21 protein-coding genes are annotated in these 22,120 nt (G+C 48.8%); 18 read left to right on the top strand and 3 right to left on the bottom strand.

Features of this window, described 5'->3' with window-relative positions:
• Window positions 1–154 precede the first annotated feature (154 nt).
• The 5 genes from RAC89_RS00825 to RAC89_RS00805 all read left to right on the top strand — a co-directional run bounded on the left by RAC89_RS00825 (window position 155) and on the right by RAC89_RS00805 (window position 5,724).
• Complete coding sequence (locus RAC89_RS00825) at window positions 155–1,498, top strand: ABC transporter substrate-binding protein (protein ID WP_306611163.1); 1,344 nt, start codon at window positions 155–157, stop codon at window positions 1,496–1,498.
• Between the two features lie 108 nt (window positions 1,499–1,606).
• The gene (locus tag RAC89_RS00820) at window positions 1,607–2,359 is read left to right on the top strand and encodes an AraC family transcriptional regulator (RefSeq protein ID WP_306611162.1); all 753 of its coding nucleotides are present in this window, start codon (window positions 1,607–1,609) and stop codon (window positions 2,357–2,359) included.
• Window positions 2,360–2,394: 35 nt separating this feature from the next.
• Window positions 2,395–3,219, top strand: a complete 825-nt coding sequence (locus RAC89_RS00815) for an FAD-dependent oxidoreductase (protein WP_306611161.1) — start codon at window positions 2,395–2,397, stop codon at window positions 3,217–3,219.
• Complete coding sequence (locus RAC89_RS00810) at window positions 3,216–5,096, top strand: FAD-dependent oxidoreductase (RefSeq protein WP_306611160.1); 1,881 nt, start codon at window positions 3,216–3,218, stop codon at window positions 5,094–5,096. The genes RAC89_RS00815 and RAC89_RS00810 overlap by 4 nt, the downstream gene beginning before the upstream one ends.
• 115 nt (window positions 5,097–5,211) lie before the next feature.
• The gene (locus tag RAC89_RS00805; RefSeq protein WP_306611159.1) at window positions 5,212–5,724 is read left to right on the top strand and encodes an acyl-CoA thioesterase; all 513 of its coding nucleotides are present in this window, start codon (window positions 5,212–5,214) and stop codon (window positions 5,722–5,724) included.
• 57 nt (window positions 5,725–5,781) lie between these two features.
• Here RAC89_RS00805 and RAC89_RS00800 read toward each other — a convergent pair whose 3' ends face one another.
• Entirely contained in the window at window positions 5,782–6,243 is a 462-nt protein-coding gene (locus RAC89_RS00800) for a type II toxin-antitoxin system VapC family toxin (protein WP_306611158.1), read from the bottom strand.
• A gap of 17 nt (window positions 6,244–6,260) precedes the next feature.
• Window positions 6,261–6,554 (bottom strand): hypothetical protein, encoded by a 294-nt coding sequence (locus RAC89_RS00795; protein WP_284639533.1) that lies wholly within the window; start codon window positions 6,552–6,554, stop codon window positions 6,261–6,263.
• A 271-nt stretch (window positions 6,555–6,825) separates the two neighbouring features.
• Between RAC89_RS00795 and RAC89_RS00790 the strand changes: the two genes are divergently transcribed.
• From RAC89_RS00790 to RAC89_RS00780, 3 genes are all read left to right on the top strand, one after another.
• Window positions 6,826–7,239, top strand: coding sequence for a BlaI/MecI/CopY family transcriptional regulator (locus RAC89_RS00790; protein WP_306611157.1), 414 nt, complete (start codon window positions 6,826–6,828; stop codon window positions 7,237–7,239).
• A 4-nt stretch (window positions 7,240–7,243) separates the two neighbouring features.
• Window positions 7,244–8,089, top strand: a complete 846-nt coding sequence (locus RAC89_RS00785) for a M56 family metallopeptidase (protein ID WP_306611156.1) — start codon at window positions 7,244–7,246, stop codon at window positions 8,087–8,089.
• Between the two features lie 62 nt (window positions 8,090–8,151).
• Window positions 8,152–8,826, top strand: coding sequence for a YceI family protein (locus RAC89_RS00780; RefSeq protein WP_306611155.1), 675 nt, complete (start codon window positions 8,152–8,154; stop codon window positions 8,824–8,826).
• Between the two features lie 105 nt (window positions 8,827–8,931).
• Here the strand turns inward: RAC89_RS00780 and thrC are convergent, their stop codons facing one another.
• Window positions 8,932–10,320 (bottom strand): threonine synthase, encoded by a 1,389-nt coding sequence (thrC, locus tag RAC89_RS00775; protein WP_306611154.1) that lies wholly within the window; start codon window positions 10,318–10,320, stop codon window positions 8,932–8,934.
• 331 nt (window positions 10,321–10,651) lie between these two features.
• On the opposite strand from thrC, the gene RAC89_RS00770 reads away from it, so the two are divergent.
• The 10 genes from RAC89_RS00770 (at window position 10,652) to RAC89_RS00725 (ending at window position 21,992) form a co-directional block, all read left to right on the top strand.
• Window positions 10,652–11,962, top strand: a complete 1,311-nt coding sequence (locus tag RAC89_RS00770; protein WP_306616011.1) for an ABC transporter substrate-binding protein — start codon at window positions 10,652–10,654, stop codon at window positions 11,960–11,962.
• Window positions 11,963–12,159: 197 nt separating this feature from the next.
• The gene (locus tag RAC89_RS00765) at window positions 12,160–12,504 is read left to right on the top strand and encodes a DUF2294 domain-containing protein (RefSeq protein ID WP_306611153.1); all 345 of its coding nucleotides are present in this window, start codon (window positions 12,160–12,162) and stop codon (window positions 12,502–12,504) included.
• Between the two features lie 265 nt (window positions 12,505–12,769).
• The gene (locus tag RAC89_RS00760; RefSeq protein WP_306616010.1) at window positions 12,770–13,867 is read left to right on the top strand and encodes an ABC transporter substrate-binding protein; all 1,098 of its coding nucleotides are present in this window, start codon (window positions 12,770–12,772) and stop codon (window positions 13,865–13,867) included.
• 73 nt (window positions 13,868–13,940) lie between these two features.
• Window positions 13,941–14,900: a nucleoside hydrolase gene (locus tag RAC89_RS00755; RefSeq protein WP_306611151.1), complete on the top strand. Its 960-nt coding sequence runs from the start codon at window positions 13,941–13,943 to the stop codon at window positions 14,898–14,900.
• On the top strand, window positions 14,897–15,718 hold the full coding sequence (locus RAC89_RS00750; RefSeq protein WP_306611149.1) for an ABC transporter permease: 822 nt from the start codon (window positions 14,897–14,899) through the stop codon (window positions 15,716–15,718). The genes RAC89_RS00755 and RAC89_RS00750 overlap by 4 nt, the downstream gene beginning before the upstream one ends.
• A 5-nt stretch (window positions 15,719–15,723) precedes the next feature.
• Window positions 15,724–16,512: an ABC transporter permease gene (locus tag RAC89_RS00745; RefSeq protein ID WP_306611147.1), complete on the top strand. Its 789-nt coding sequence runs from the start codon at window positions 15,724–15,726 to the stop codon at window positions 16,510–16,512.
• A gap of 15 nt (window positions 16,513–16,527) precedes the next feature.
• Window positions 16,528–17,589 (top strand): ABC transporter ATP-binding protein, encoded by a 1,062-nt coding sequence (locus RAC89_RS00740; protein ID WP_306611146.1) that lies wholly within the window; start codon window positions 16,528–16,530, stop codon window positions 17,587–17,589.
• A 22-nt stretch (window positions 17,590–17,611) separates the two neighbouring features.
• On the top strand, window positions 17,612–19,324 hold the full coding sequence (locus tag RAC89_RS00735) for an adenine deaminase (RefSeq protein WP_306611145.1): 1,713 nt from the start codon (window positions 17,612–17,614) through the stop codon (window positions 19,322–19,324).
• A gap of 151 nt (window positions 19,325–19,475) precedes the next feature.
• Window positions 19,476–21,188 carry a sensor histidine kinase gene (locus tag RAC89_RS00730; protein ID WP_306611144.1) on the top strand — a complete coding sequence of 571 codons (1,713 nt, stop codon included), beginning with the start codon at window positions 19,476–19,478 and terminating at the stop codon, window positions 21,186–21,188.
• Window positions 21,189–21,197: 9 nt separating this feature from the next.
• On the top strand, window positions 21,198–21,992 hold the full coding sequence (locus RAC89_RS00725) for a response regulator transcription factor (RefSeq protein WP_306616009.1): 795 nt from the start codon (window positions 21,198–21,200) through the stop codon (window positions 21,990–21,992).
• Window positions 21,993–22,120 lie beyond the last annotated feature (128 nt).

Genomic DNA, 22,120 nt, shown 5'->3' with positions numbered 1-22,120 from the left:
TTTGTGGCTTGTTTGTAAAATGCACAAAAGCTGCTCATCAGCTTATTATCCATATTGGATAAATCGATTTTCCATTTACTACAAAAGTCTTTGATTTATAATGAAATGTGAAAGGGGTTACAACGTTGGTGAATCCATAGTAGGGGGTTTTTCGATGAAGGGTATAAACAAAAGAGGCATCGCTTGTTTTGCGGCAATATCCATCGTAGCATTGTCCGCATGCACCGGCGGAGGCGCATCAACGGATAGTCCTAAGCAAGAGGGCCAACCGGTACGTGTGAGCGATGCGAAGCTGGAGGCGGCTGAGCTGCTGGTTTTGTCGAGAGTCGCTTCGATAACGCAAGAAGAGTTTGAGCGAACGATGGCGGCGCCGATTCGAGCCAAATATCCTCATTATAAGCTGAATTATATCATCGAAGGCAAGGATACCAACATTGAAAAGTTAATGGTTGCCGGCACCGCCCCCGACATTACGATCACTTCGCTGGCCGGTCTGCATACCGCATTAATGCCACGCAGCTTGGAGTACGATCTGACCGATCTCATTAAGAAATATAATTATGATATGAACCGAATCGAGCCCAGCTTGATTGAATCCCTGAAGAACGCAACGTCCAAAGGCGGTATTTATGGCCTGCCCAAGTACACGAACACCGTCGTCATGTTCTACAACAAGGATATATTTAACCGTTTTGGAGTCCCCTTTCCTAAAGACGGCATGACTTGGGAGGAAGTAACCCGGCTTGCAGCGAGCTTGACGCGCAATGAGGGCGGTATGCAATACCGCGGGCTCTCCATGTTCTTATCCAATATGCTGCTGGAGAATCAATTGTCGCTTCCGCTGCTGGATCCGAAGGAGGACAAAAGCTCTGTGAATGTGCCGGGCTTTCAGAAGCTGTTCCAGACCTACAAAGCCATTTACGATATTCCTGGAAATAAGCCTGAGGGGGATATTACGCCGGATAAGGAGCTCACTTCGTTCCATAAGGATAAGAATGTGGCTATGGTGCTTTCTCCGATGTCGGGCTTCGGCCGATTCGAAAGCGATCCGGAGCTGAATTGGGATATCGTTGCCGCCCCTACATTTCCGGATGCCCAGGGCATGGGCTATCAGGCGAACGGAATTTATTATTTCGTAAGCAATGCAAATAAGAAGGCGGAGCAAGCGTTCCAGGTCGCGGCGGAGCTGCTGTCCGATGAGGTTCAGCTGCAAGCGAGCAAGGAGGGGCGACCTACCGTTCTGAAGGACGAGAAGATTCACGCCAGTCTTGGCAGCGACCACAGGCTGTTTAAAGACAAACATTTCAAATCGATTTTCTATAACAAATTTGCTGCTGCGCCTCCGGCCAATGCCAATCTTGCTCCGTTGGTGAATGCCTCCAGCATACTGCAGACGGAATTTTTCACAATGATCAAAAACGGCACGGATATCAATACAGCGTTGCGGCAGGCGGATGAAAAGATCAATCAGGCGATTGTAACCGCCAAAAACAAATAACAGTTCCATCAGCAGATAGGAGGGGGAACGGTTATCGAAAAGGAATTTCTCCATCAATTTTATCCGAAAATTCTCGATGTTGTGCACCGTCCCGCCTCGTACTGGGAATTGCACAAATATCGCGTGGTGCGTCCGACGACAAGCCTCTACAATTTGGCGTTTATCTATGCGGGAGAAGGGGTGTTGGAATTAGACGGCGACGTCTATGAGCTGGGTTCCGGGTGCGTGTTTCATGTGAATCCCGGAAGGCGAATGGACTTGAAAAGCTCGCAGGAGCAGCCGCTGCAGTATTTTGGAGTTCACTTCCATCAGCTGCGGATTCAATGGGAAGGCGGTGATTATCAGGCATCGTTCACGGACACTCCTCTTCCGTTCCAGAGGCTGCTGGCTCTACGCGGCCATCCGGTGCATGAAGACATACGGACGATGTACGAGTGCTGGCATGTCAAAGCAGCCGGTTATGAGTGGCAGACCAAGCTCGGGCTGTTCCAGCTGCTCAACGAATTGTCCAATGTTGTGATAACGGAGAGGACGCTGCAGGACAGCTCCTATCGCAAAATGGAAAGCTCCGTCCGCTATATCCGGCAGCATTATGCCGAACCGCTTCAACGGGAGACGTTAGCGGAGCATGCGGATTTATCAGTCAGCCATTATTCGGCCATGTTTAAGAAGGTCATCGGGATCAGTCCGTTACAGTTCGTCGAGAAGGTCCGAATGGATCAGGCAAAGTCCATGCTAACCGGCACCTCCAAGCCCATCAGCGAAATCGCCAAGGATGTCGGGTATAGCGATCCCTTGTATTTTACCCGCGTATTTACCAAGGTTACCGGCATGGCCCCCCGTCAATACAGGGGCGGTTAGGTAGTGGTGATATAGATAGGAGAGGAGAGAGGCATATGAAGCAAGCAAAGCGGTATTCCGTGTTAGTGGTTGGTGCCACCTTCACCGGTCTCGGGGCAGCATGCGCCTTAAGGGAGCAATCGCTCGTTCTCGAAAAAACAGGGGCGGTGGGCTCAGAGTTTACCTCGTCCTACCGTGAGGGTAAGGTAGAGCTGGACCACATCGTATCGCCGCATGCATCAGAGCTTAGGCAAGAAGCCCTTCAGAGGAATATGCTCAGCGAAGCCGGAGGGATCCACTGGCCGGCCTTCGTTCCTGTTCTGCATCAACTAATTTCTAAGCAGAAGCTGGAGGTTTTGTTTCTAACAAGAATTATTGAAGTAACTGCGCTCGCAAGCGGCAGATTTGAGGTCGTTCTAATGAATGGAGCAGGATTGTCCAAGGTACGAGCGGATCGAATTATCGACACTACCAGCCTTTGTGATTCGGCTCCTGTCAGAGCTGCCGGGAAGGTGCGCAGCCAACGGCTGAATGCCGTTGTTGTCGGTCCGGAAGGAGGGGAGGAAATCCCGCCTCAGGTGGAAGGGTTCTCCTTTCACCAAGGCCGATTCCCCTCGGAATGGGTCGTTAGCTTTCCGATCGGGCCTAAGGACGATTGGTCCGCTGCGAGAGCGAGAGTACTCGCTAACTGGGCGGCCAGACCTGCAGCTTTGCAGCCTTGGAGACTGGCGACCATCGGCGATGCATTCGATGTCGACCTTACAATGACCGACGAGGAGCTGGAGCCGGACTGGCACTGGCATCCGTCATGCAGGTATACGGATCCGATCGCTGCATTCGAAGCGGGTATCCAGTACTCATTGGAGGTGCCGTCCAATTGATTCTTTCCGAACGATGGGATGACGAGGTTGTACAGCAATCCGCTGAGCCTGCTTTTGATGAAATGTATGACGTCATTGTAGTTGGGCTTGGGACTGCCGGCTCCATTGCAGCTATTCGCGCTGCACAGCTTGGACTGAAGGTGCTGGGTATTGAGCAAATGCATGGAATGGGCGGTGCCGGTACGCTTGGCGGCGTGACGGGTTATTATTTTGGAACGCGTGGCGGTATTTATGAAAAGGTGGATCAAGAGACGGCTGAGCTGGAGGCTGCCCTATTCCAGAAGGCCGGGGGAGTCAACGCCAATGCCAAGAGTATCGTCCTGGAAAGGTCGGCAGCGGAGGCGGGGGCCGTTTATTTCTATGATTCGACCGTACTTGGTGTGTTTATGGAAGGAAGGCAGGTCAAAGGATTACGCTGGATAGGTCCCGAAGGGATTCGGAGCACCGGAAGCAAGGTCATTATAGATGCGACCGGGGAAGCCGAGGTTTGCGCCTTGGCAGGATGTGAGGTGCGTCGAGGCCGTTCGGCAGACGGACAGGTGCAGCCTTTCTCCAACGTCGTACAGCTGCTCAGGGAGAACAAGGTTCAACACTACTATACGGATTCAGGCTATGTTGATGCTGCAGATCCGGTAGGCTTATCTCGTGCCATTGTTCAATCGTCATTATTGGAAACGCATTTGAAGCCCGTATATCAAGAAGAGGCGAGGCTGCTCAAAATCGTTCCGCAGCTGGGTCTGCGGGAAGGCCGTCTCATCGTAGGCGAAGAGACCGTAACCTTTAGGGATTTTATCGAAGACCGTTATACGGCGAAGCCGATTTTTTACGCATATTCGAATCTGGATAATCATAGCAAGGATATTGCTCTTGAAAGTGAAGCTCAGCAGGATTGGTCAGTGGTTTCGAGTCTATGGGGATTAAATTTCCGGCTTCCGATTCCGATGGGGACTCATATTCCCCGAGATACGGAGGGGCTCCTGATTGCCGGACGAAGTCTGTCATTGGATCATGATTTGGCAGGGTGTATCCGTATGAAGCGGGACATGCAAAAAAGCGGGGAAGCGGCGGCAGATATGGCTTTCTTAAGTATTACCAAAGACTGCACCCTGAAAAATGTGCCTTATGAGGAGCTCAGGACTCTGCTGGAGGAAACCGGCTGCTTCGAAAAGGATAAAGGGGTAGAGTTCAAAGATAGCTCCGTCCGCACGAACAACGACTTCCTTGCTTGCAAGTGGCTGACAAATCCCGAGGAGATTAAAGCGGGTTTGGCAAGCACCAAGCCGGGTATTGCGATCTGGTCGGCAAAGCGCTTAGGCGACAGGCTTGTTCCCCGGCTTCTTGATTGGATGGCAAATGCCGAAGGGTTGCATCTCGCTAGACATAGCGCAATGACGCTCGGCTTACTTGGCTATACTGAAGCGATGCCTGTTCTACGAAGCATGGTAAAGGAGCGGGATATGTTCGTTCCTTACACGAGCCGTAAATATAATCAGGCACGCGGCTATGCAGCCGTCTATCTTCTCGGGAAGCTTCGGGATAAAGAAATCGTGCCCGAGCTGCTGGACCTTATTCAGGATGCTTCTACATTGCCGCAGATGCAGACGGAGGAAAGAAATTGGGAGTTTATTTCCGACCCGCAGGAGCTCTATTTTCAATACTTCTCATATTCGGTGATGGCTTTGTTACGCATTGCAGACCGACATCCGGAGCTAAGAGAATCCGTAGCTAAGGCTATCCAAGAGCGGTTAAACGACCCTGAGCTGGAGCTGAAAATATCCTTTAAAGGCTCACGGGTCATCAAATATTCGATGAAGGAGCGGATTGCGCAGCTTGTCCGTAAGAGGACGGAGGACTGGAACATCACCGTTCAAACATAGATATAACATGGATCCCCCGGCTTACCCAAGTCAGGGGATTTTTGTATAATCCGGGAATAATTCAAATTGGAGCTGGGAACATTAGACACATCCTGATGAAGGTGTGTGAAGTCGATTGAGTCAAAAGTATGTAAACGAAACTAGAGTTATGAAAATCTCTCGGGTGTTTCCCCTTGATGTTAATAATCACAACACCTTGTTCGGCGGAAAGCTGATGTCTCTGATCGACGATATCGCTTCGATCTCCGCCTCCAAGCTATGCCGTGGAACCGCCGTAACGGCCTCAACGGATTCGGTAGACTTTCTGAAGCCGATCAGGCCTACGGACAGCGTTTCTTTGGAGTCGTTCGTTACCTGGACAGGCAGAACCTCTATGGAGGTTTTTGTGAAGGTCATGACGGAAAATCTGTATACAGGCAAAAGAGATATCGCCGCAACCTCCTTTTTGACCTTTGTCGGATTGGATGACAATAATCAACCGATCCCTGTCCCGCGGATTATTCCGGAAACGGAAGAAGAGAAGAAGCTGTTCGAGACGGCTCAGCAGCGGGCTGAAATGCGCAAAATCCGTAGAGAAGAAAGCAAGAAATTTGCGGACTTTTTGCTGACGAAATACCCTTGGGAGTGAAGAAAAAACCACATGAATGTGGTTTTTTCTTTTCCCCCGGATATATTGCGGAGGGTGTTACCACAAGGTGGGGATGACCTTGATTTTTTTGTCCAGCTTCGATAATACGGAATGATGGGCATTAAAAGTGAACATATGACGGATCCGGTAGGTCGACATGACAATAGCCGTTAACGCTTCACTTAACGAATATTTCAGATCGGGTCGTTCTATCAGCAAACGCCGCGACTCCAGCTCCAGCTCCGGGTTACCTGAAATGACCGTTAACTTCCCAAGTCCGGACGCCTTATCTACCGTATTGAGAAAATATTCAGCCTCCGCGTAACCAAATTCATTACGCAGCCATTCATGGACATCAAATAAAATATAGTTCGTCGTGACAAAATGCCGGTCAAGATCATCCAGGTCAATAAACAAGGATTTGGCTTTCATGTATTGAGGATTGGACGGATTCATAAACGCGGTAAACGCGGTTTCATCAATGAATACAGATTGGGGATAGGATTCAAACTCAGCCATCGCACTTACACCTCCGGTTATTTTCCACATAGGCCATCCAATAAGAGGAGTGGATTGTTCTCCTTTTGCTCCGTGGTTACTTGACGGGCCGAGCCGGTTTGACGGTGGGCCAAGTGCTGCTCAATAATGTAGTTCACGAGTCCTTGTACCGTGGTATCTTGTTCCTCCGCCGAGGTTTTCAAGCTTTCATACAAAGCGGGCTCCAGTTCAATCACAGCTTGATTCTCTTCATAGCGTGACAGTAGAAGCTCAGATGCGGAGCTTCTCATTTTATCAATGCGATTTCGCAGGTAATGCTTATAATTTGTCATGACGTTATCCCTCTTTCTTCGACAAATCCTGTAAAAATATTCGTGCTTCTTTGTATTTTTTTGGGTGTATTTCGGGAAAATGTTCTAATTACAGTAAAATATTAATGATATTAAACATTAATAACATCAAATTATGTCGAATACCAGATTTCAGTCTTCATGTTAAATTAATCCAAATTTCAGGTTATTTTCAGCTTTGTCGCCTATAATCATGCACAGGTTGACGACAGCAATTTCATGCACTACAATATGTAGTGTGAGGTGAGCGCAGATGAAGATCAACAACTTCAAATTTCATGAAAGGGGACTGAACCGATTTTTTGGACCGTTAGAAGCACGTATCCTGGAAATTCTATGGGAAACGCCGGGGCAATCGATTAAAGCGGTTCAGGAAAAGCTGGACCAGGAGAAATCAATCAATTTCAATACCGTGATGACGGTGATGAACCGGCTGGTAGAGAAGGGCATTTTATCCAAGAAGGTATCGGGGCGTACGTCGCTGTATAGTCCGACGCAATCGAAGGAGCTGTTTCTCGAAGAACAGTCGAAGGAAATCACGCATGAGCTGATTGAAGATTTCGGCCCCCTGGTTGTGAATCATATGATTGATGCCTTGGAGGAAGCGGATCCTGACCTTCTTGAGCAGCTGGAACAAAAAATTAAAGCGATGAAAAAGGAAAAATAACGTTATGTGGGAACGTCGTTCGAAAACGATTTTCTGGTCAACGGTGCTTTTGTCCGGCTTCATTTTCTTTCAAATGATCATGCATGCATCCCATCTCACCTTTCACTGGTCGCCGGGGTTTAATATTTTCGAAATCTGCAGCAGCTGGATCCAGTCATTAGGACTTTCCTTTGCAGTCTATCTAATGAATGCTTTGGTCATTTGTACCTTACTGCATTGCTGCTGGCTAGCCGTCAAGCAAGCTTACTTGGTTAGGCGGGCGGTTGTTAGGCTGGAGCGTAGTCGGAATGAAGAGCTTACACAGAAGGTTACGGAACGATACCGGCTAAACCAAGGAAGTATCATTGTTACAGACCATTCTGAAGCGGTTGCGATGACTATGGGCTTTGTTCGTCCTCAAATCGTCATTTCCGCCGGGTTAATTCAATTAATAAATGAAGCTGAGCTTGAAGCCGTATTGCTGCATGAGCAGTATCATTTGACGAAGAGGCATCCGTTCAAAAGCTTCCTGACATTGTGGTTTTCTTCTTCGTTATGGTTTATCCCGATCCTTTCCTGGTGGCACCGGTATTACAAAATAACTCTAGAGGTGCTAGCCGATAAATTTGCGATCCAAGTCAAAGGAGCGGAGACAGACTTAGGCAGCGCACTGTTAAAGCTAATGAAGCGGAATCAAGCATCGATACAGGCTGCCCACTCTGCATTCGCCGATACGTCGGTTAACTATCGGATCAAACACATGATCGACCCTGAAGCGGAACTGAAATTCCACTTACCATGGCATCATCAGTTGTTATCCTACTTGGTCATTATTTTTTTGACCGGTTTATTTGTCCTGCTGGGCAGATAAATTTTTTTACACTTAAACACTACGTTATGTAGTGTGATTCGGATAATAGGAGGAATAGAAAAATGAAGAAACAGATGTTATTTTCAGGTGTTGTTGTAGCGTTATTAGCGGGTGGGTACGGCGCTTACGATTATTATGCCGGGAATCATGTAGAAGTTAAGGAAGTGGTCTCCAGCAGCAGTGCAGCTCCAGTACAAGCGGGGAATGGGGCGGCTCAGCAGCTGAACGGCCAGTGGACGATTCAACCGGAGTCAGAGGTATATTTCTCCGTCACTACCTCCAAAGAGACGGTTAACTTTGCAATTAATGCGGTTCATGGAAATTGGCAGTTAGATTCCAGCGACGTCAGCAAAACGGCAGGGACCGCCAATGTCGACCTTACCAAGCTTAGTTCGGGGAACGGACAACGGGATAATCACATTAAAGGGAATGACTATTTGCAAGTAGAGAAATTCCCCGAGGCGAAATTCACGGTAAAATCGTTCGATAAGCTGCCGACGGCCTGGCAAGAAGGCGTGAAAGTGCCGTTCACGATGACGGGAACACTGGACGTCAAGGGGATTTCGAAGGAGGTTACCTTCCAGAACGAAGCTGTATACGACCAAGGACTGCTGAAAATGCAAGGGAAAACCGTCGTCACTTTTGCTGACTTCGGGATGAAAAACCCTCATACGGTTATGCTGGATACGGAGAATAACGTTACATTACAGCTGAGCTTGGTATTTAAGCGGCAATAGAGCAGAGGAAAAAGCCTGAGGATTCTTGGGCTTTTTTTGCTTCATGAGCTTTCATAGAAAGAGGACCTGGCCGCTGACCAGGTCCTGTTTGAGCTGCAGATTGATTTAAAAGAATGTCACAAGTTCCTTCTTAATCTCTTCATTGGTTCCGCCGACAACCTTTTGGAATTGCTGCATGCCGAAGAGAGCTTGGATTTGACTCGGATAGGTTTGAGTAATATTGCGCAGACGAATGGCTTCGTCGAACTTCGCCGGATGGGCGGTTGACAGGACTACCGTTACTTCGCCCGGCGGCGTAAGCTTGTCTGCCGCGGCAGCTCCGCACGCCGTGTGGGGATCGAGCAGGTATCCGTGTTTTTCATGATATTCGCTTATGGTGTTAAGACACTCTTCATTACCCACGCTGTGAGCACCGAAATCGGCTTGCACTTGCTTAAGCGCGTCGCCGGTGATGTCGATGCGTCCTTCGGCTTTGAACTGAGCCATGAGCCCGGTCACCGTTTCGCTGTTCTCCCCGTACAAGTAGAACAGATAACGTTCGAAGTTGCTTGCTACTTGAATATCCATGGACGGACTGTGCGTTCCGCGGAACTCGCCGGGCTGATAGACGCCATCCTTCACAAAACGGGCAAGGATATTGTTCTCATTCGTCGCAAGAATCAATTGATCGATGGGAAGGCCCATCTTTTTAGCCAAATAACCGGCAAAAATATCGCCGAAGTTGCCTGTCGGCACGCTGAAATTGATTTTTCCCGCAATCCCTTGGTTCGCCAACTGGAAATACGCGTAGAAATAGTATACGGTTTGCGCGAGAATCCGGGCGATATTGATGGAATTGATTGCGCGGAGATGATAGCGATGCTTGAATTCAACGTCTGCGAACAGTTCCTTAATGATGCGCTGACAGTCATCGAAGGTACCTTCTACAGATAAATTCAATACGTTAGCGTCATCGACTGTAGTCATCTGAAGCTCTTGAACCTTGCTCACCTTCTGGTGCGGATGCAGAATACAGATGCGGATGCCTTCCTTGCCCCGTACGCCTTCGATCGCGGAAGCACCTGTGTCCCCTGACGTTGCACCAAGAATGTGAATGATGGAATTCGTTTTACGGGAGACATAGGAGTACAGATTACCAAGGAATTGCAGAGCGATATCCTTGAAGGCGAAGGTCGGTCCGTGAAACAGCTCCAATACATATCGGCCTTCATGGAGACGGAGGACCGGTGTTACAGCCTCGTGACGGAATGTCGAATAGCTGTCGTCGACCAGCTTTTTCAGGTCCGCCCGTGGAATTTCATCATTCACATATAAGGAGAATACCTCCAAAGCCAGCTCCTGGTAAGTGAGCTTTTGCCATTGCTTCAGGGTGTCTTCCGATACTTGCGGAATTCGTTCCGGGACGAGCAAGCCGCCATCGTCGGCGAGTCCCATCAAAATGGCGTCGATGAAGCCGATAGGGGATACTTGTCCCCGAGTACTGACATAATTCATGTAAATTCCCCTTGTGTGAGTTATTTTAGTGTATTGTATCAAAAATTTGCGCTTCAAGACAGTGCTGAAAGCAAAAACTCCATACGATCCTGCCGGAATTCCCAATTTTAACCGCTTTCATGATGCAAGTCTTAACAGAGCAACATTTTTAAATAATGCAGCGGCACAATTTCAGATATAAATTTCATATAGTTATAGCAAATAGTCCACCCATTCCCTGTCATAATCTCTATTCTAGCAAGTAACAGTTTAGCGGTATCCGAACGGTTGGACGCCGGACTATGGCAGACGGGAGGCTGTTAATGAATCCAAGGGGGAATGAATTTTGAAAATGTGTAAGCGCTTACTGATATCATCGTTTCTAACTGCTTCTTTATTGACGGCTTCCGCATGCACCGGGACGGGAGGCTCCAATGAGACGGCCCCGAGCCGGATCAAAGAACAGAATACGAACCGGGAGCCTGTTGAAATCACTTTTTATCGGCCGAATACCGGAACGACGGAAGAGCAATTTATGGATCTCATGGGGAAGAAGATCAAGGAGAAGTTTCCTTTCGTGACACCGAAGTTTATTCCGTTCGGTACCGGAACAAGCGTGAATGAGGTAATCGCCTCCGGTCAGCCGCTGGATATCGTCATCCTTTCCATCGGGTTTGTACCGCAGTTCCACAACCTAAATTTATCTACTGATCTCGACGAATTGATCAAGAAGCATAATTATGATACGAACCGCTTGGAAACAACGACCTTTGACTTCGTCAAACAGTTCGGGAACGGCAAGGTTACCTTTCTCCCGATCTTCACGACTGCACACACTTTGATGTACAACAAGGATATATTTGATAGATTCGGTGTACCTTATCCTACCGAAGGAATGACTTGGGACGATATTTATGAATTGTCCAAAAAGCTTTCCCGCACGGACGGGGGAACGAAATACTACGGCTTCTTAACCTCAGTGGGCCATATGATGCGTACGAATCAATTGGCGCTCTCCTTCGTCGACCCAAAGACACAACAGCCTCTGACAGGGTCGGAAAAGTTTAAGCAGGTGGTCGAAAACTTTGCACGGTTTTATAACATGCCCGGCTCCGAGCTGCCGAAGGAAAAATACGGTAAAGAGGCCGACATGTTCCTTAAGGAGCGTACACTAGCGATGTATGCCTACTTCAACAGCACGATGGTGAGCGCACCGGCTGATTTGAATTTGGAGGCTGTGCAATTACCATCGTTTAAGGAGGCTCCCGGAGTCGGCTCCCAGATGTATCCTACCTTCGCAAGCGTATCGAGCACCAGCAAAAACAAAGATGTCGCGTTTGAAATATTGGCTTATTTGACATCCGATGAGATGCAAACCAAATTCGCCAAAGACGCCCTAGGCATGCCGATCGTGAAGAACAGTTCAAACATAATGGAGTCGTTCGGTGCAGACATAGCGACGTTAAAGGGGAAAAACTTGAAGGGTTTTTATCCCGTAAAACCAGCAGCCATAGCGCCCAAGACGATTTATGACGATCTAGCGGAAAAGCATTTGACTACTGCGTTTAGAGAATACGCACAGGGCGCAAGCGATGTGAATACCGCTCTCCGTAAGGCAGTGGAGTCCGCGGTGAAGGATATTGAAGCGGCGAAGCAAAAATAAGCGTAAGTTTCCATAGAAAGGGAGGGGGGTCAGGCTATAGTATTCGGAAAACTTCGAAGTTTTATGAAATATTCGTATAGTAAATGATTTTTTCGATAGGAAACCCGAACAATTAACTTGATTTAATCCGAAACCCTATGTAATATAATGATTAAGTTCTGAGTTATGGGTCAATAATCGTGCTAGAAGGTGATCCCATGCCCCCAATCGACACCAATGAATACAAGAAGAAGCTGTGTCACCTTTACAATGAAATTTCTAAGGAGCTATTCGGGTTTGGTACTACTTCATTGAAAGCTTCGCTGGAGGATAACATCATCACCCTTTATGCCAAGCACCGTAAGTCACCGCGCTCCACCGCCTTGGAAGGGGAAGCTCCTTTGTTAAAGCACGAGGTTGATTTTTACATGTCCTCGATATACAAGAAGCGGATCCGGGAGAAGCTGGAGCAGGAGTTTGGACTGACGATTGAAGCAGTACTGCGAGACTATGATCCGCATACTCAATGGTCCATTACGAACATAATTGTTAAGGAAAACTGAATACAAAGCCTGCGGTGATTCTCTTTTGATCTATCTTAAGTGTTTCCCGCCCCGTTTACAATTTAGATGTCACTTGGCTTCGTTTACGATGAAAAGTGCTCTTGTGAGAATGTTTTTTCTTCTTCCAAGGGTACTTTTCTTTTTTTTGGGGGATTTTCAGGGCAGAGCATGACTAGCATCGTTGGCTCTCGGGAACCATACTTGTAAAAATAGGCAAGGGTTTGCGGACAAAAACATGTAGAAATGAAAATGGGAGGAAAAAATGATGAAAAAGCATATGACTCGAAGCCTTATTTCTTTAACGATCGTTGGACTGGCCTTGACGGGCTGCGGGGCCGCTAAAGATCAAGCAGGGGGCGGTACGAACGCAGGAACCAATGCGGGAGCTGCCAAAAGCGGCGAGCCGACTCAGCTGGTCATTTCCACATGGGGCTTTTCCGACGATTTCTTCAAAAATGAAGTATATGCCCCATTTGAAAAGTCTCATAATGTCAAGATCGTTTTGGACAAAGGCAACAACGCCGATCGCCTGAACAAAGTTCGCCAAGGCACTTCTAACGTGGACCTTATTTATTTATCCGATTATTATGCCCAGCAAGGTATCGAAGCCGGCATGTTCGAAAAGATTGATCGCAGCCGCCTTACGAACCTCAATGACATTTACGATATGGCCAAGGCGCCGCTTGGTGAAGACTACGGCCCGGCGTATACGGTCGGCCAGCTCGGCATTGCGTACAATCCCAAAGCACTAGGGGGAAAAGAGATCACCTCATGGAGCGACTTATGGAGTCCGGAGCTTGCCAAGAAGCTGACCATGCCTAACATTACGGGAACGGCCGGTCCGATGGTTGTCGATGCCGCGTCCGTCGTAGCAGGGAGCGCGCAGTTCAATGAAGATCAGGCGTTTGCCAAGCTGACGGAGCTGAACAAAAGCGTCGTGAAGTATTACGGACAAACCTCGGAGTTTGTGAATATGTTTGCCCAGGGTGAAATCGCTGCGGGACCGATCATGGAAATGTACGTGAAGGATCTTCGCGCTTCCGTGCCGGAAACGAAGTTCATCACGCCTAAGGAAGGCGGATACGCTGTCTTGAATACGGTCAATATCGTAAAAGGCAGCAAAAACAAGCAGCTTGCCGAGGATTTCATTAACTACCACTTAAGTAAGGAAGTACAGGAGAAGCTTGCTAAGGCAAAAATCGATTCGCCGGTCAACACGAAGCTGCAGCTTACGGGAGACGATACGAAGGGCATCACCTACGGTGCCGAAACGGTAACCAAGCTGCGCAAGCTGGATATGAAATTTGTGAATGCGAACTTGAAAGGCTGGATCGACCGCTTCAACAAGCAAGTTGCTCAGTAAATAGGATTGGACAAGGGTATATGACTACTGCATGTACCCTTGTTTTATTTAACCCGTGGAAGGAGCACGTGTGATGAAGAAGAAAGTCATTCTCGATGTAGATACCGGGGTGGATGACGCACTTGGCATTATGCTCGCCGTCCGAAGCGGGCAATTCGACCTTCACGGGATTACGACGGTAAACGGGAACGTTTCTCTCGAGCAAGCTACAGTGAATACATGCAAAATATTGCAGCTCCTCGGGGCGGAAAACATACCGGTGATTCAGGGAGCTAACAAGCCGTTATTGCGCCCGGTTCATTATGAGCATCGGGTCCACGGAAAGGACGGTCTCGGCGGAGCCCTCCGGGACATGCAGCTGCATAAAAAGCCTAGTGAAGGACATGCAGCCGATTTCCTGGTCGACCAGGTGCGGAGTAACCCCGGCGAAATGACGTTGGTTATGACGGGTCCGTTAACGAATCTGGCATTGGCCTTGATGAAATATCCCGAGCTTGTGAGGGACGTGAAGGAAGTTATCGTGATGGGAGGCGTCGTCCTGGGCTTCGGCAATATTACGCCTACCGCGGAATACAATATGTTCGTCGACCCGGAGGCGGCCAAGCTCGTGCTTCAAGCAGGCTTCCCCTCGTTAACGCTGGTAGGCTTGGATGTAACACGCAAAGCGCTCCTGACCGAGGAGCACATCCGTGAACTGGGCGAGACGGACATCGGGCGATATGTATGGGAAAGCACGGCTGATTATCTTCAGCGTTATTATGATAGAAACGGGGTAAGAGCCTGTGCTATGCATGACCCGTTAGCGGTAGCCGTGGCGCTGAACCCGGAGCTTGTGACGACGAAGCGCTATTATGTCGATGTGGAGACAAGAAGCGACCTGTGCGACGGACAAACCGTTTGCGATTTCCAGAACCGTCTGCTTAAGGAGCCGAATGTAAATGTATGCACCGATGTGGCGGTGGACGCGTTTCTCAAATTGTTTATCCGCACGCTAAGGGAGCAGCGAACCGACGAACAGGAGAATCAAACATGAAGAAAGCGTATCTATCGTTATTACTGCTGCCGGGACTGTTGTTTTTGGCGGCATTCATGCTCGTTCCGATTCTATTGACGATCGGCTCGACATTTTTCCCGGAAGGCAGGCTGTCCTTCGGCGGCTATTCGCATTTTTTTCAAGACCCTTATTTTCTCAAAATATTAGGGACGACACTGCGGGTCAGCCTCGTTACTACGGTGATCTGTATATTGCTTGGCTTCCCGGTCTCTTACTATATTTCGCGGCGGCCTCCAAGGCAAAAGGCGCTGCTGCTGGCGCTGGCGATTTTCCCGCTGCTGACCAGCTCCGTCGTTCGCTCCTTTAGCTGGATGATCATCCTCGGCAAAAAAGGACTGCTCAACAACACGCTTGTTGCGCTGGGAATCGTAACCGAGCCGCTCGATATTTTATACACGCCGACGGCTATGATGATCGGATTGATTCACTTGTTTCTCCCGCTCATTATCATCACCTTGGTTGGGGTCATGGAGAATATCGATCCCGATTTGATGAAAGCGGCGGAGAGTCTCGGAGCTAGCCGCTTTCGGGCGTTTATGAGGGTCGTCGTGCCGCTTAGCGTGCCGGGCTTGATTATCGGGAGCATCCTGGTGTTCGTCGGAAGCTTGACCGCATATACAACGCCTGCACTTCTCGGGGGCAAACAAAGAGTCATTTCCACGTTTCTTTATCAGAACGCCATCACGCTGAACGACTGGCATTTGGCATCCGTGATCGCAACGATCATGATCGTAATCACTTTCGTCGTCATCGGACTGATGAACGCACTCGCCAATAAAGTAAATCCGAAGGGGTAGAAGGGATGCAGGAAAAAAATCGAGGGCTGGGCCTGTTTACTCTGCTGGTATATGTATTTTTGCTTGGTCCGCTGCTCATTATTGCCGCAGCTTCGTTCGAACCGGGTACCGTGCTTAAATTTCCTCCGCAAGGATTCTCTCTGAAATGGTACAGTAACATACTTGAAGAGGAAATGTTCTTAAAAACGTTCTACACCTCCATACTTGTTTCCTTCGCGGGAAATGTGCTCGCGCTGCTCTTGGGTATGCCCGCAGCCTACGCTTTAAGCCGCTTTAGTTTTAAAGGCAAGGATGCGCTTAACGCCATTTTTATTTCGCCGGTGCTGATCCCGGGTATTGTTCTCGGGTTTACCATGCTTAAGTATTTGATCGCCGTTTATCATCTGCCGATTTATGCGGCGCTGTTATTCGGACATACCATCATTATGCTGCCTTTTATCATCCGGGTCATCGCGTCCAGCCTCGCCAATTTCGATTTTGCCGTGGAGGAAGCGGCTTTGAGCCTGGGTGCCGGGCGATTGGCAACCTTTTTCAAGGTGGTGCTGCCGAATATAAAATCCGGTATTATTGCGGCCGTGCTTATCGCTTTTCTGGAATCGTTCAATAATGTCGACATCTCCGTATTTATGACGGGACCGGGCGTTAGTACGCTGCCGATCCAAATGCTTACGTATGTGGAAAACCATTTCGACCCGACGATCGCCGCCATTTCCGTTCTGCTGATGCTGTTTACGGCAGTGCTTATGTTTATGATCGAACGGCTGATGGGACTGTCCTATTTTACTAAACGATAATGGAGGCCTTCGTCCATGGCATTGCTTTCTTTGGAAAATGTATCGGTCGCTTACGGCCAGCAATATATTTTGAAAGACTTTAACCTTCAAGTGGAAAAAGGAAATCTGATTTCGCTGCTCGGTCCGAGCGGCTGCGGGAAAACGACCACGCTGCGCCTGATCGCCGGTTTTTTGGAGGCGAAGGACGGGAAATTCAGCTTAAACGGAAAGGACTATACGCGTGTACCGGTCAACAAACGCAATTTCGGTTTTGTTTTTCAAAGCTACGCTTTATTTCCGCACTTGAACGTATTTGACAATGTCGCGTTCGGCCTCCGACTGCGTAAAGTAAGCGGGGCCGAATTGGAGCGGAGGGTAACCCGCATCCTCGAAACGGTCAGCTTGTCAGGCTTCGAGAAACGGCTGCCGAAAGAGCTTTCCGGCGGTCAAAGACAGCGGGTGGCGATAGCCCGGGCACTTGTCATCGAGCCGGATTTGCTGCTGTTTGACGAGCCGCTCAGCAATTTGGACGCGAATCTGCGCGTGAATATGCGGGTCGAGATTCGCCGCATCCAACAGGAGCTTGGCATTACGACTGTTTACGTATCGCACGATCAGGAAGAATGCTTCTCGATCTCCGATCAGGTCGCGATTATGAACAAAGGGATCATTGAACAGCTGGATAAGCCTTCCGTCGCATATAAATATCCGAAAACGGAATTTGTTGCACGCTTTATCGGATTTACGAACTTTATTTCCTTTGATGAACGGCATGACCATGGCGAGCAGATCACGTTAAGGGCTAAGGACTTCACGTTCCTCGCGGCTAAGGGGCCGGGTAGAGGGGAGCAAAGCGGGATGAAAGGTGCCATTCGGCCTGACGATGTGGTGCTCGGGTCCGTTTCGGAGATAGAGGAAGGCGCCAACCGTCTGACAGGCCGTGTGAAGGTAAGCACCTTCCTTGGAAGAAGCTACCAGTATGTCGTCGAAACGGGGCTTGGCGATTTTACCGTAAACAAAGAAATGGAACATCCTTATGCGAGCGGTCAAGAAGTCCGGCTGCTCATGCCAATGGAAAAGCTCGTATTAGTGGAATAGGGGACCTGGAGGTGCAGACATCATGCGCGTAGATTTATGGATAGACAATGCTAACATCTATAACAGCTATTTCAAAAAATTTATTCTCGGCAATGCGGCAGTTGTAGACGGGAAATTTGTATATATCGGTCCTAGGGGTTCAGACGGCTTCGAGGCAAAACAACGGATAGACGCGGGCGGCCGCTGGATGATCCCCGGTTTGATCGACATTCATTTGCATATCGAAAGCACGATGGTGACGCCGGAAACGTTCTCGCACGGGTTGATCAAAAACGGTGTGACCACTATTGTACCGGAGCCTCACGAAATTGCGAACGTGTTCGGTTTGGAGGGTGTAAAGCAGATCATTGCGGCGAGCAAGGAATGTGTTGCGGATATGTTCTACGCGCTCCCAAGCTCGGTGCCGGCGACCTCAATGGAAACGACCGGCGGCTCGATAGAAATCGAGGATATGGACGAGCTCCTTCGAACGGAAAGCATCATTTGTTTGGGCGAGATCATGAATTACGTCGACGTCATTACGGACCCGGACTGTAAAACAAACCGCATTTTACAGCATATTCGCAAGCATTATCCGCATCTTATCATCGAAGGCCATTGCCCGAAGCTGTTAGACCTGGATCTTCATCGGATCATTTACAGTGGCGTCGATTCCGATCATACGCATCAAACGATTGAGGGAATGGAAGCCCGAATCGCGGCAGGTATGTTCCTTGAAATACAGGAAAAATCGATGACGGCCGAAGTGATGGACTATCTGATCAAGCAAGATGTAGCCGAGCACTTCTGCTTTGTAACCGACGACGTCATGCCGGATTCGTTCCAGCGCCGCGGGCATTTGAACCACATCGTTCGCAAGGCGATCGGAATGGGGATGACACCGGAAAAAGCAATTTACGCCAGCACCTATACACCATCCCGGCGGATGAGAATGTATGACCGGGGAGTCATTGCACCGGGAAAAATTGCGGATTTCGTGCTTTTATCGAATCTTGAAGAGCTGACCATCGAGCAGGTATTCAAGTGCGGCCGGCGTGTTTACGACTCGAATGAGCCTTATCCGGTTAAAGCGGACACGTATCCGTTTCCGCCGCATTTTTACCGCAGTGTCAAGCTGTCGGAGCTGCGTGAGGAAGACTTCACGGTACCGGCCGACCTCGAAGACGGGCGTTATGCCTGCCGGGTCATGATGGTCAAAGACGGCTCTACGTTTACCGAGGAGCATATCGGCGAAGCGGAAGTCCGGGAAGGGCGGATACGCTGGGAGGAGAGCGGCTTCGGGCTCATCGCTACGTTTGAGCGTTACGGCAAAGGCGGCAGCCGCGCCTACGGCCTTATCGGGGGCGACACGATTCTGCGCGGCGCGATTGCCACCACCTACTCTCACGATAATCACAACCTGCTTGTCATAGGTCATAATGCAGCGGATATGATGCTTGCAGCCAACGAGGTCATTAAAGGGCAGGGCGGCTTTTGCGTTGTGGAGGATGGACAACTATTGGCCAGCCTCAGGCTCCCCATAGGAGGAATCTTATCCGACGCCCCGCTGGAGAAGCTGGCTGAAGAAACAGATCAGCTGATAACAGCGATGAAATCGTTAGGCTATAAACACTACAATCCCATTATGTCGATCAGCACGCATTCCTTACCTGTCAGCCCGGCGCTTAAAATTACCGATTTCGGGTTAATCAACGTCAACGAAGGAAAAGTTGTTCCTTTACTCATTCATAGCTAAACGGAGGACAGCCGCTCTATCCTTGGGGATATAGCGGCTGTTCTTTTATTTAGATCCGTATAGAGCCGAGTGAATCATTCGTTAACCCATGGTATAATTGGATAAATCACCCTATGAAAGCGCTTTATAAATAATGAAAGGGAGAATTCCAATGTCGGCTGCTACGTATTCTTTAAAGTTTCGCTTGATTTTGATTTTATTTATCAGCTCGATCACCCCCTTGGTCCTCATTGGCAGCATATCCTATTTCTCTATGACGGAGATTCTGCAGAATAAAGCGGAGGGAGGGGTCAAGAGTAAGCTGCATCAGGTCAAGCTTTCATTGGAGGAAACCTTGAGTCAATTAAATCATGCTTCCCAGCAGCTTGCCTTTGATGGCCGAGTGGGGAAAAGTGTGGAAAGCTACTTGTCGGCTGACATCTACGAAAAGAAAACACTTCAAGACGAAATTCGGAGCGCGCTTGGCCTTATTCATTTTACGAATCCCACACTAGGGCTGATGTATTATTATTTTGCGGAGGATAATCAAACGCTGTTCGCTAATTATAATGTGCGTGAGGACATTGACATCAAGAAGCTCCCCATCCTGATTCAATTCGATAAAATTTCTTATTTCGGGCCGCATTTGTCACTGAATCCCATTGACGGCAATCAAGTGCTGTCTGTATTTCGAAAGGTGGAGCTGCCTTCGAGGGACGATGTGTACGTGTATATAGAAACGAATTTTAAGTGGGCTGAAAACATCATAAAGGATACGGAACAATTCGGAGGTGAACTGGTTCATCTAATTATTGAGCCCGGCGGGAAGGTCGTATACAGTGAGAACACCGATGACTTCCCCTTAGGCATGGTACATGCCCTTGACAAGTCGAACCCATCGATTCACAGTAAATATTTTTTGTTCGAGGAAACGAGCAACCAAGCATGGAAGGTCGTAGCGGCGATTCCCAAATCCGTCTATCTTCTTGAAGTGAACCGTTGGATGAGACAATTCGCTTTTTTCGCGGCTTTGACGATTGCCGTCAGCGGATTTCTGGGATGGCTCATTTGGCGAATGGTTTACCGTCCTCTTCGGATGCTGCATCTTGATATCCGCCATATGAAATATCAGCATGAGGCCATTTCAGCAAGACAATCTCCTATTACAGAGTTTAGCGTAATTTATAGAGAGTTCGCCGATATGAGGAGACGTATTTACGAATTAATCGATGAGGTGGAGCAAAAGGAGAAAAGCAAGGCGCTTCTGGAGGTGGAGAAGCTAATGACGCAAATTAACCCTCATTTTATTCATAATACGCTTGATACCATTCGATGGCTTGCCAGAGCCAACGGGCAAAAAGAAATTGATCGATTGGTTTCCACGCTGAATAAAGTGCTCTACTACAACCTAGGCAAAGGGGGGCCGGCCAAAATAAGCGATGAAATCGAAGCCTTGAAGCATTATGTCGAGCTTCAGGGGATTCGTTATCACTTTGAGTTTGACGTGAGACTTCAAGCGGATCCTAAGGCGCTTAGTCTACCGATCCCCCGATTCATTCTTCAGCCTCTCGTGGAGAATGCGCTTTATCACGGGTTAGAGGACAAAGGGGTGATCGAAGTCAGTGTAAAGGAAGACGGCGAAACGCATGTCATGATTGAGGTGAGGGATAACGGAGACGGTATGACCGAGGAAGAGATGGAACGTATCATGAGCGAAGACACAGGGGAACGGAAGCAGGTCGGCATGGGCATAGGGCTCAAGTATGTTTACCGAATGGTGAAGTTCCAATTCGGCACGGCCGCCAGCTTCCGTATCAGCAGCCAGGTGGGATCCGGGACGACGATTTCGCTTCGCCTGCCGATTTCACGAACGGAGGGATGTTGATTGATCAAGGTGTTGGTTGTCGATGATGATCATTTGGTCCGCAAAGGTTTTATTTTGATGATGCCGTGGGCAGAACACGGGCTGGAGGTTGTCGGTGAAGCCGGCAATGGCAGGAAGGCACTGGAATTCATGGATAGTCACGAGGTGGATTTGCTCATTACGGATTTAGCCATGCCGGTCATGTCAGGGATCGATCTAATGAGGAATGTGAAGCAGCGTTACCCCAATGTCCATATGGTAGTATTGACATTTCATCAAGATTTCGAACTGATTCAGGAAGCACTTCGCCTTGGGGCGATTGATTATATCACGAAGGTGGAGCTTGAGCATGAGAAAATGGACCAGGTTCTTCAGAGAATCGTACATAAAATAGGGGAAAACCATCCTAAGGCGGTAGAGCCGGTTCTCCTAGCGGCAGCGAACGGGTATGAGCTGGAGGAGTCGGGTGCGTACTCTCCCGAGGTGAAGGCCAGTATACTCAAGGCGGTTCAAATCATTCATCAAGAGCTGCAGCAGGACCTTCATCTTCCCGATGTGGCGAAACGTGTGAACATGAGCCGAAGCTACTTCAGCCGCTGTTTTCGGGATATCGCAGGGAAAACGTTCAATGACTTCATTCGTGAGGTGCGCATAGAGCGGGCAAAGGAACTACTGGTCAATACGGGCAGGACTATCGGTTGGATTGCTTCGCATTCGGGTTATCCGAACGAGAAATATTTCGGCAGAGTCTTCCGTGAAATGACCGGTATGCTTCCCAGTGAGTTTCGTAAGCGGGAAGGGAAGGTCACAAATCGTCTACAATAAAGTTCACTTTCGTCTAAAATGGGTCTCTATGCCGAAACATGAGATGATTTATGCTCTAATCGCAGGACCGATTCTACCCACAACCATCCGGAGAACGATTATCATAAAGGTGTACGAAAGAAACGAGG

Source organism: Paenibacillus sp. GD4, assembly GCF_030846225.1.
GTDB lineage: Bacteria > Bacillota > Bacilli > Paenibacillales > NBRC-103111 > Paenibacillus_G > Paenibacillus_G silviterrae.
The sequence above is the reverse complement of the archived record's forward strand: the minus strand, read 5'-3'. Positions and strand labels throughout refer to the sequence as shown.

Excerpts from the sequence above, each read along its gene's own strand:
- RAC89_RS00825 (WP_306611163.1), top strand. The coding sequence starts at position 155 with ATGAAGGGTATAAACAAAAGAGGCATCGCTTGTTTTGCGGCAATATCC.
- RAC89_RS00815 (WP_306611161.1), top strand. The coding sequence starts at position 2,395 with ATGAAGCAAGCAAAGCGGTATTCCGTGTTAGTGGTTGGTGCCACCTTC.
- RAC89_RS00800 (WP_306611158.1), bottom strand. The coding sequence starts at position 6,243 with ATGGCTGAGTTTGAATCCTATCCCCAATCTGTATTCATTGATGAAACC.
- RAC89_RS00795 (WP_284639533.1), bottom strand. The coding sequence starts at position 6,554 with ATGACAAATTATAAGCATTACCTGCGAAATCGCATTGATAAAATGAGA.
- RAC89_RS00790 (WP_306611157.1), top strand. The coding sequence starts at position 6,826 with ATGAAGATCAACAACTTCAAATTTCATGAAAGGGGACTGAACCGATTT.
- RAC89_RS00785 (WP_306611156.1), top strand. The coding sequence starts at position 7,244 with ATGTGGGAACGTCGTTCGAAAACGATTTTCTGGTCAACGGTGCTTTTG.
- RAC89_RS00780 (WP_306611155.1), top strand. The coding sequence starts at position 8,152 with ATGAAGAAACAGATGTTATTTTCAGGTGTTGTTGTAGCGTTATTAGCG.
- thrC (WP_306611154.1), bottom strand. The coding sequence starts at position 10,320 with ATGAATTATGTCAGTACTCGGGGACAAGTATCCCCTATCGGCTTCATC.
- RAC89_RS00770 (WP_306616011.1), top strand. The coding sequence starts at position 10,652 with ATGTGTAAGCGCTTACTGATATCATCGTTTCTAACTGCTTCTTTATTG.
- RAC89_RS00765 (WP_306611153.1), top strand. The coding sequence starts at position 12,160 with ATGCCCCCAATCGACACCAATGAATACAAGAAGAAGCTGTGTCACCTT.
- RAC89_RS00760 (WP_306616010.1), top strand. The coding sequence starts at position 12,770 with ATGAAAAAGCATATGACTCGAAGCCTTATTTCTTTAACGATCGTTGGA.
- RAC89_RS00755 (WP_306611151.1), top strand. The coding sequence starts at position 13,941 with ATGAAGAAGAAAGTCATTCTCGATGTAGATACCGGGGTGGATGACGCA.
- RAC89_RS00750 (WP_306611149.1), top strand. The coding sequence starts at position 14,897 with ATGAAGAAAGCGTATCTATCGTTATTACTGCTGCCGGGACTGTTGTTT.
- RAC89_RS00745 (WP_306611147.1), top strand. The coding sequence starts at position 15,724 with ATGCAGGAAAAAAATCGAGGGCTGGGCCTGTTTACTCTGCTGGTATAT.
- RAC89_RS00740 (WP_306611146.1), top strand. The coding sequence starts at position 16,528 with ATGGCATTGCTTTCTTTGGAAAATGTATCGGTCGCTTACGGCCAGCAA.
- RAC89_RS00735 (WP_306611145.1), top strand. The coding sequence starts at position 17,612 with ATGCGCGTAGATTTATGGATAGACAATGCTAACATCTATAACAGCTAT.
- RAC89_RS00730 (WP_306611144.1), top strand. The coding sequence starts at position 19,476 with ATGTCGGCTGCTACGTATTCTTTAAAGTTTCGCTTGATTTTGATTTTA.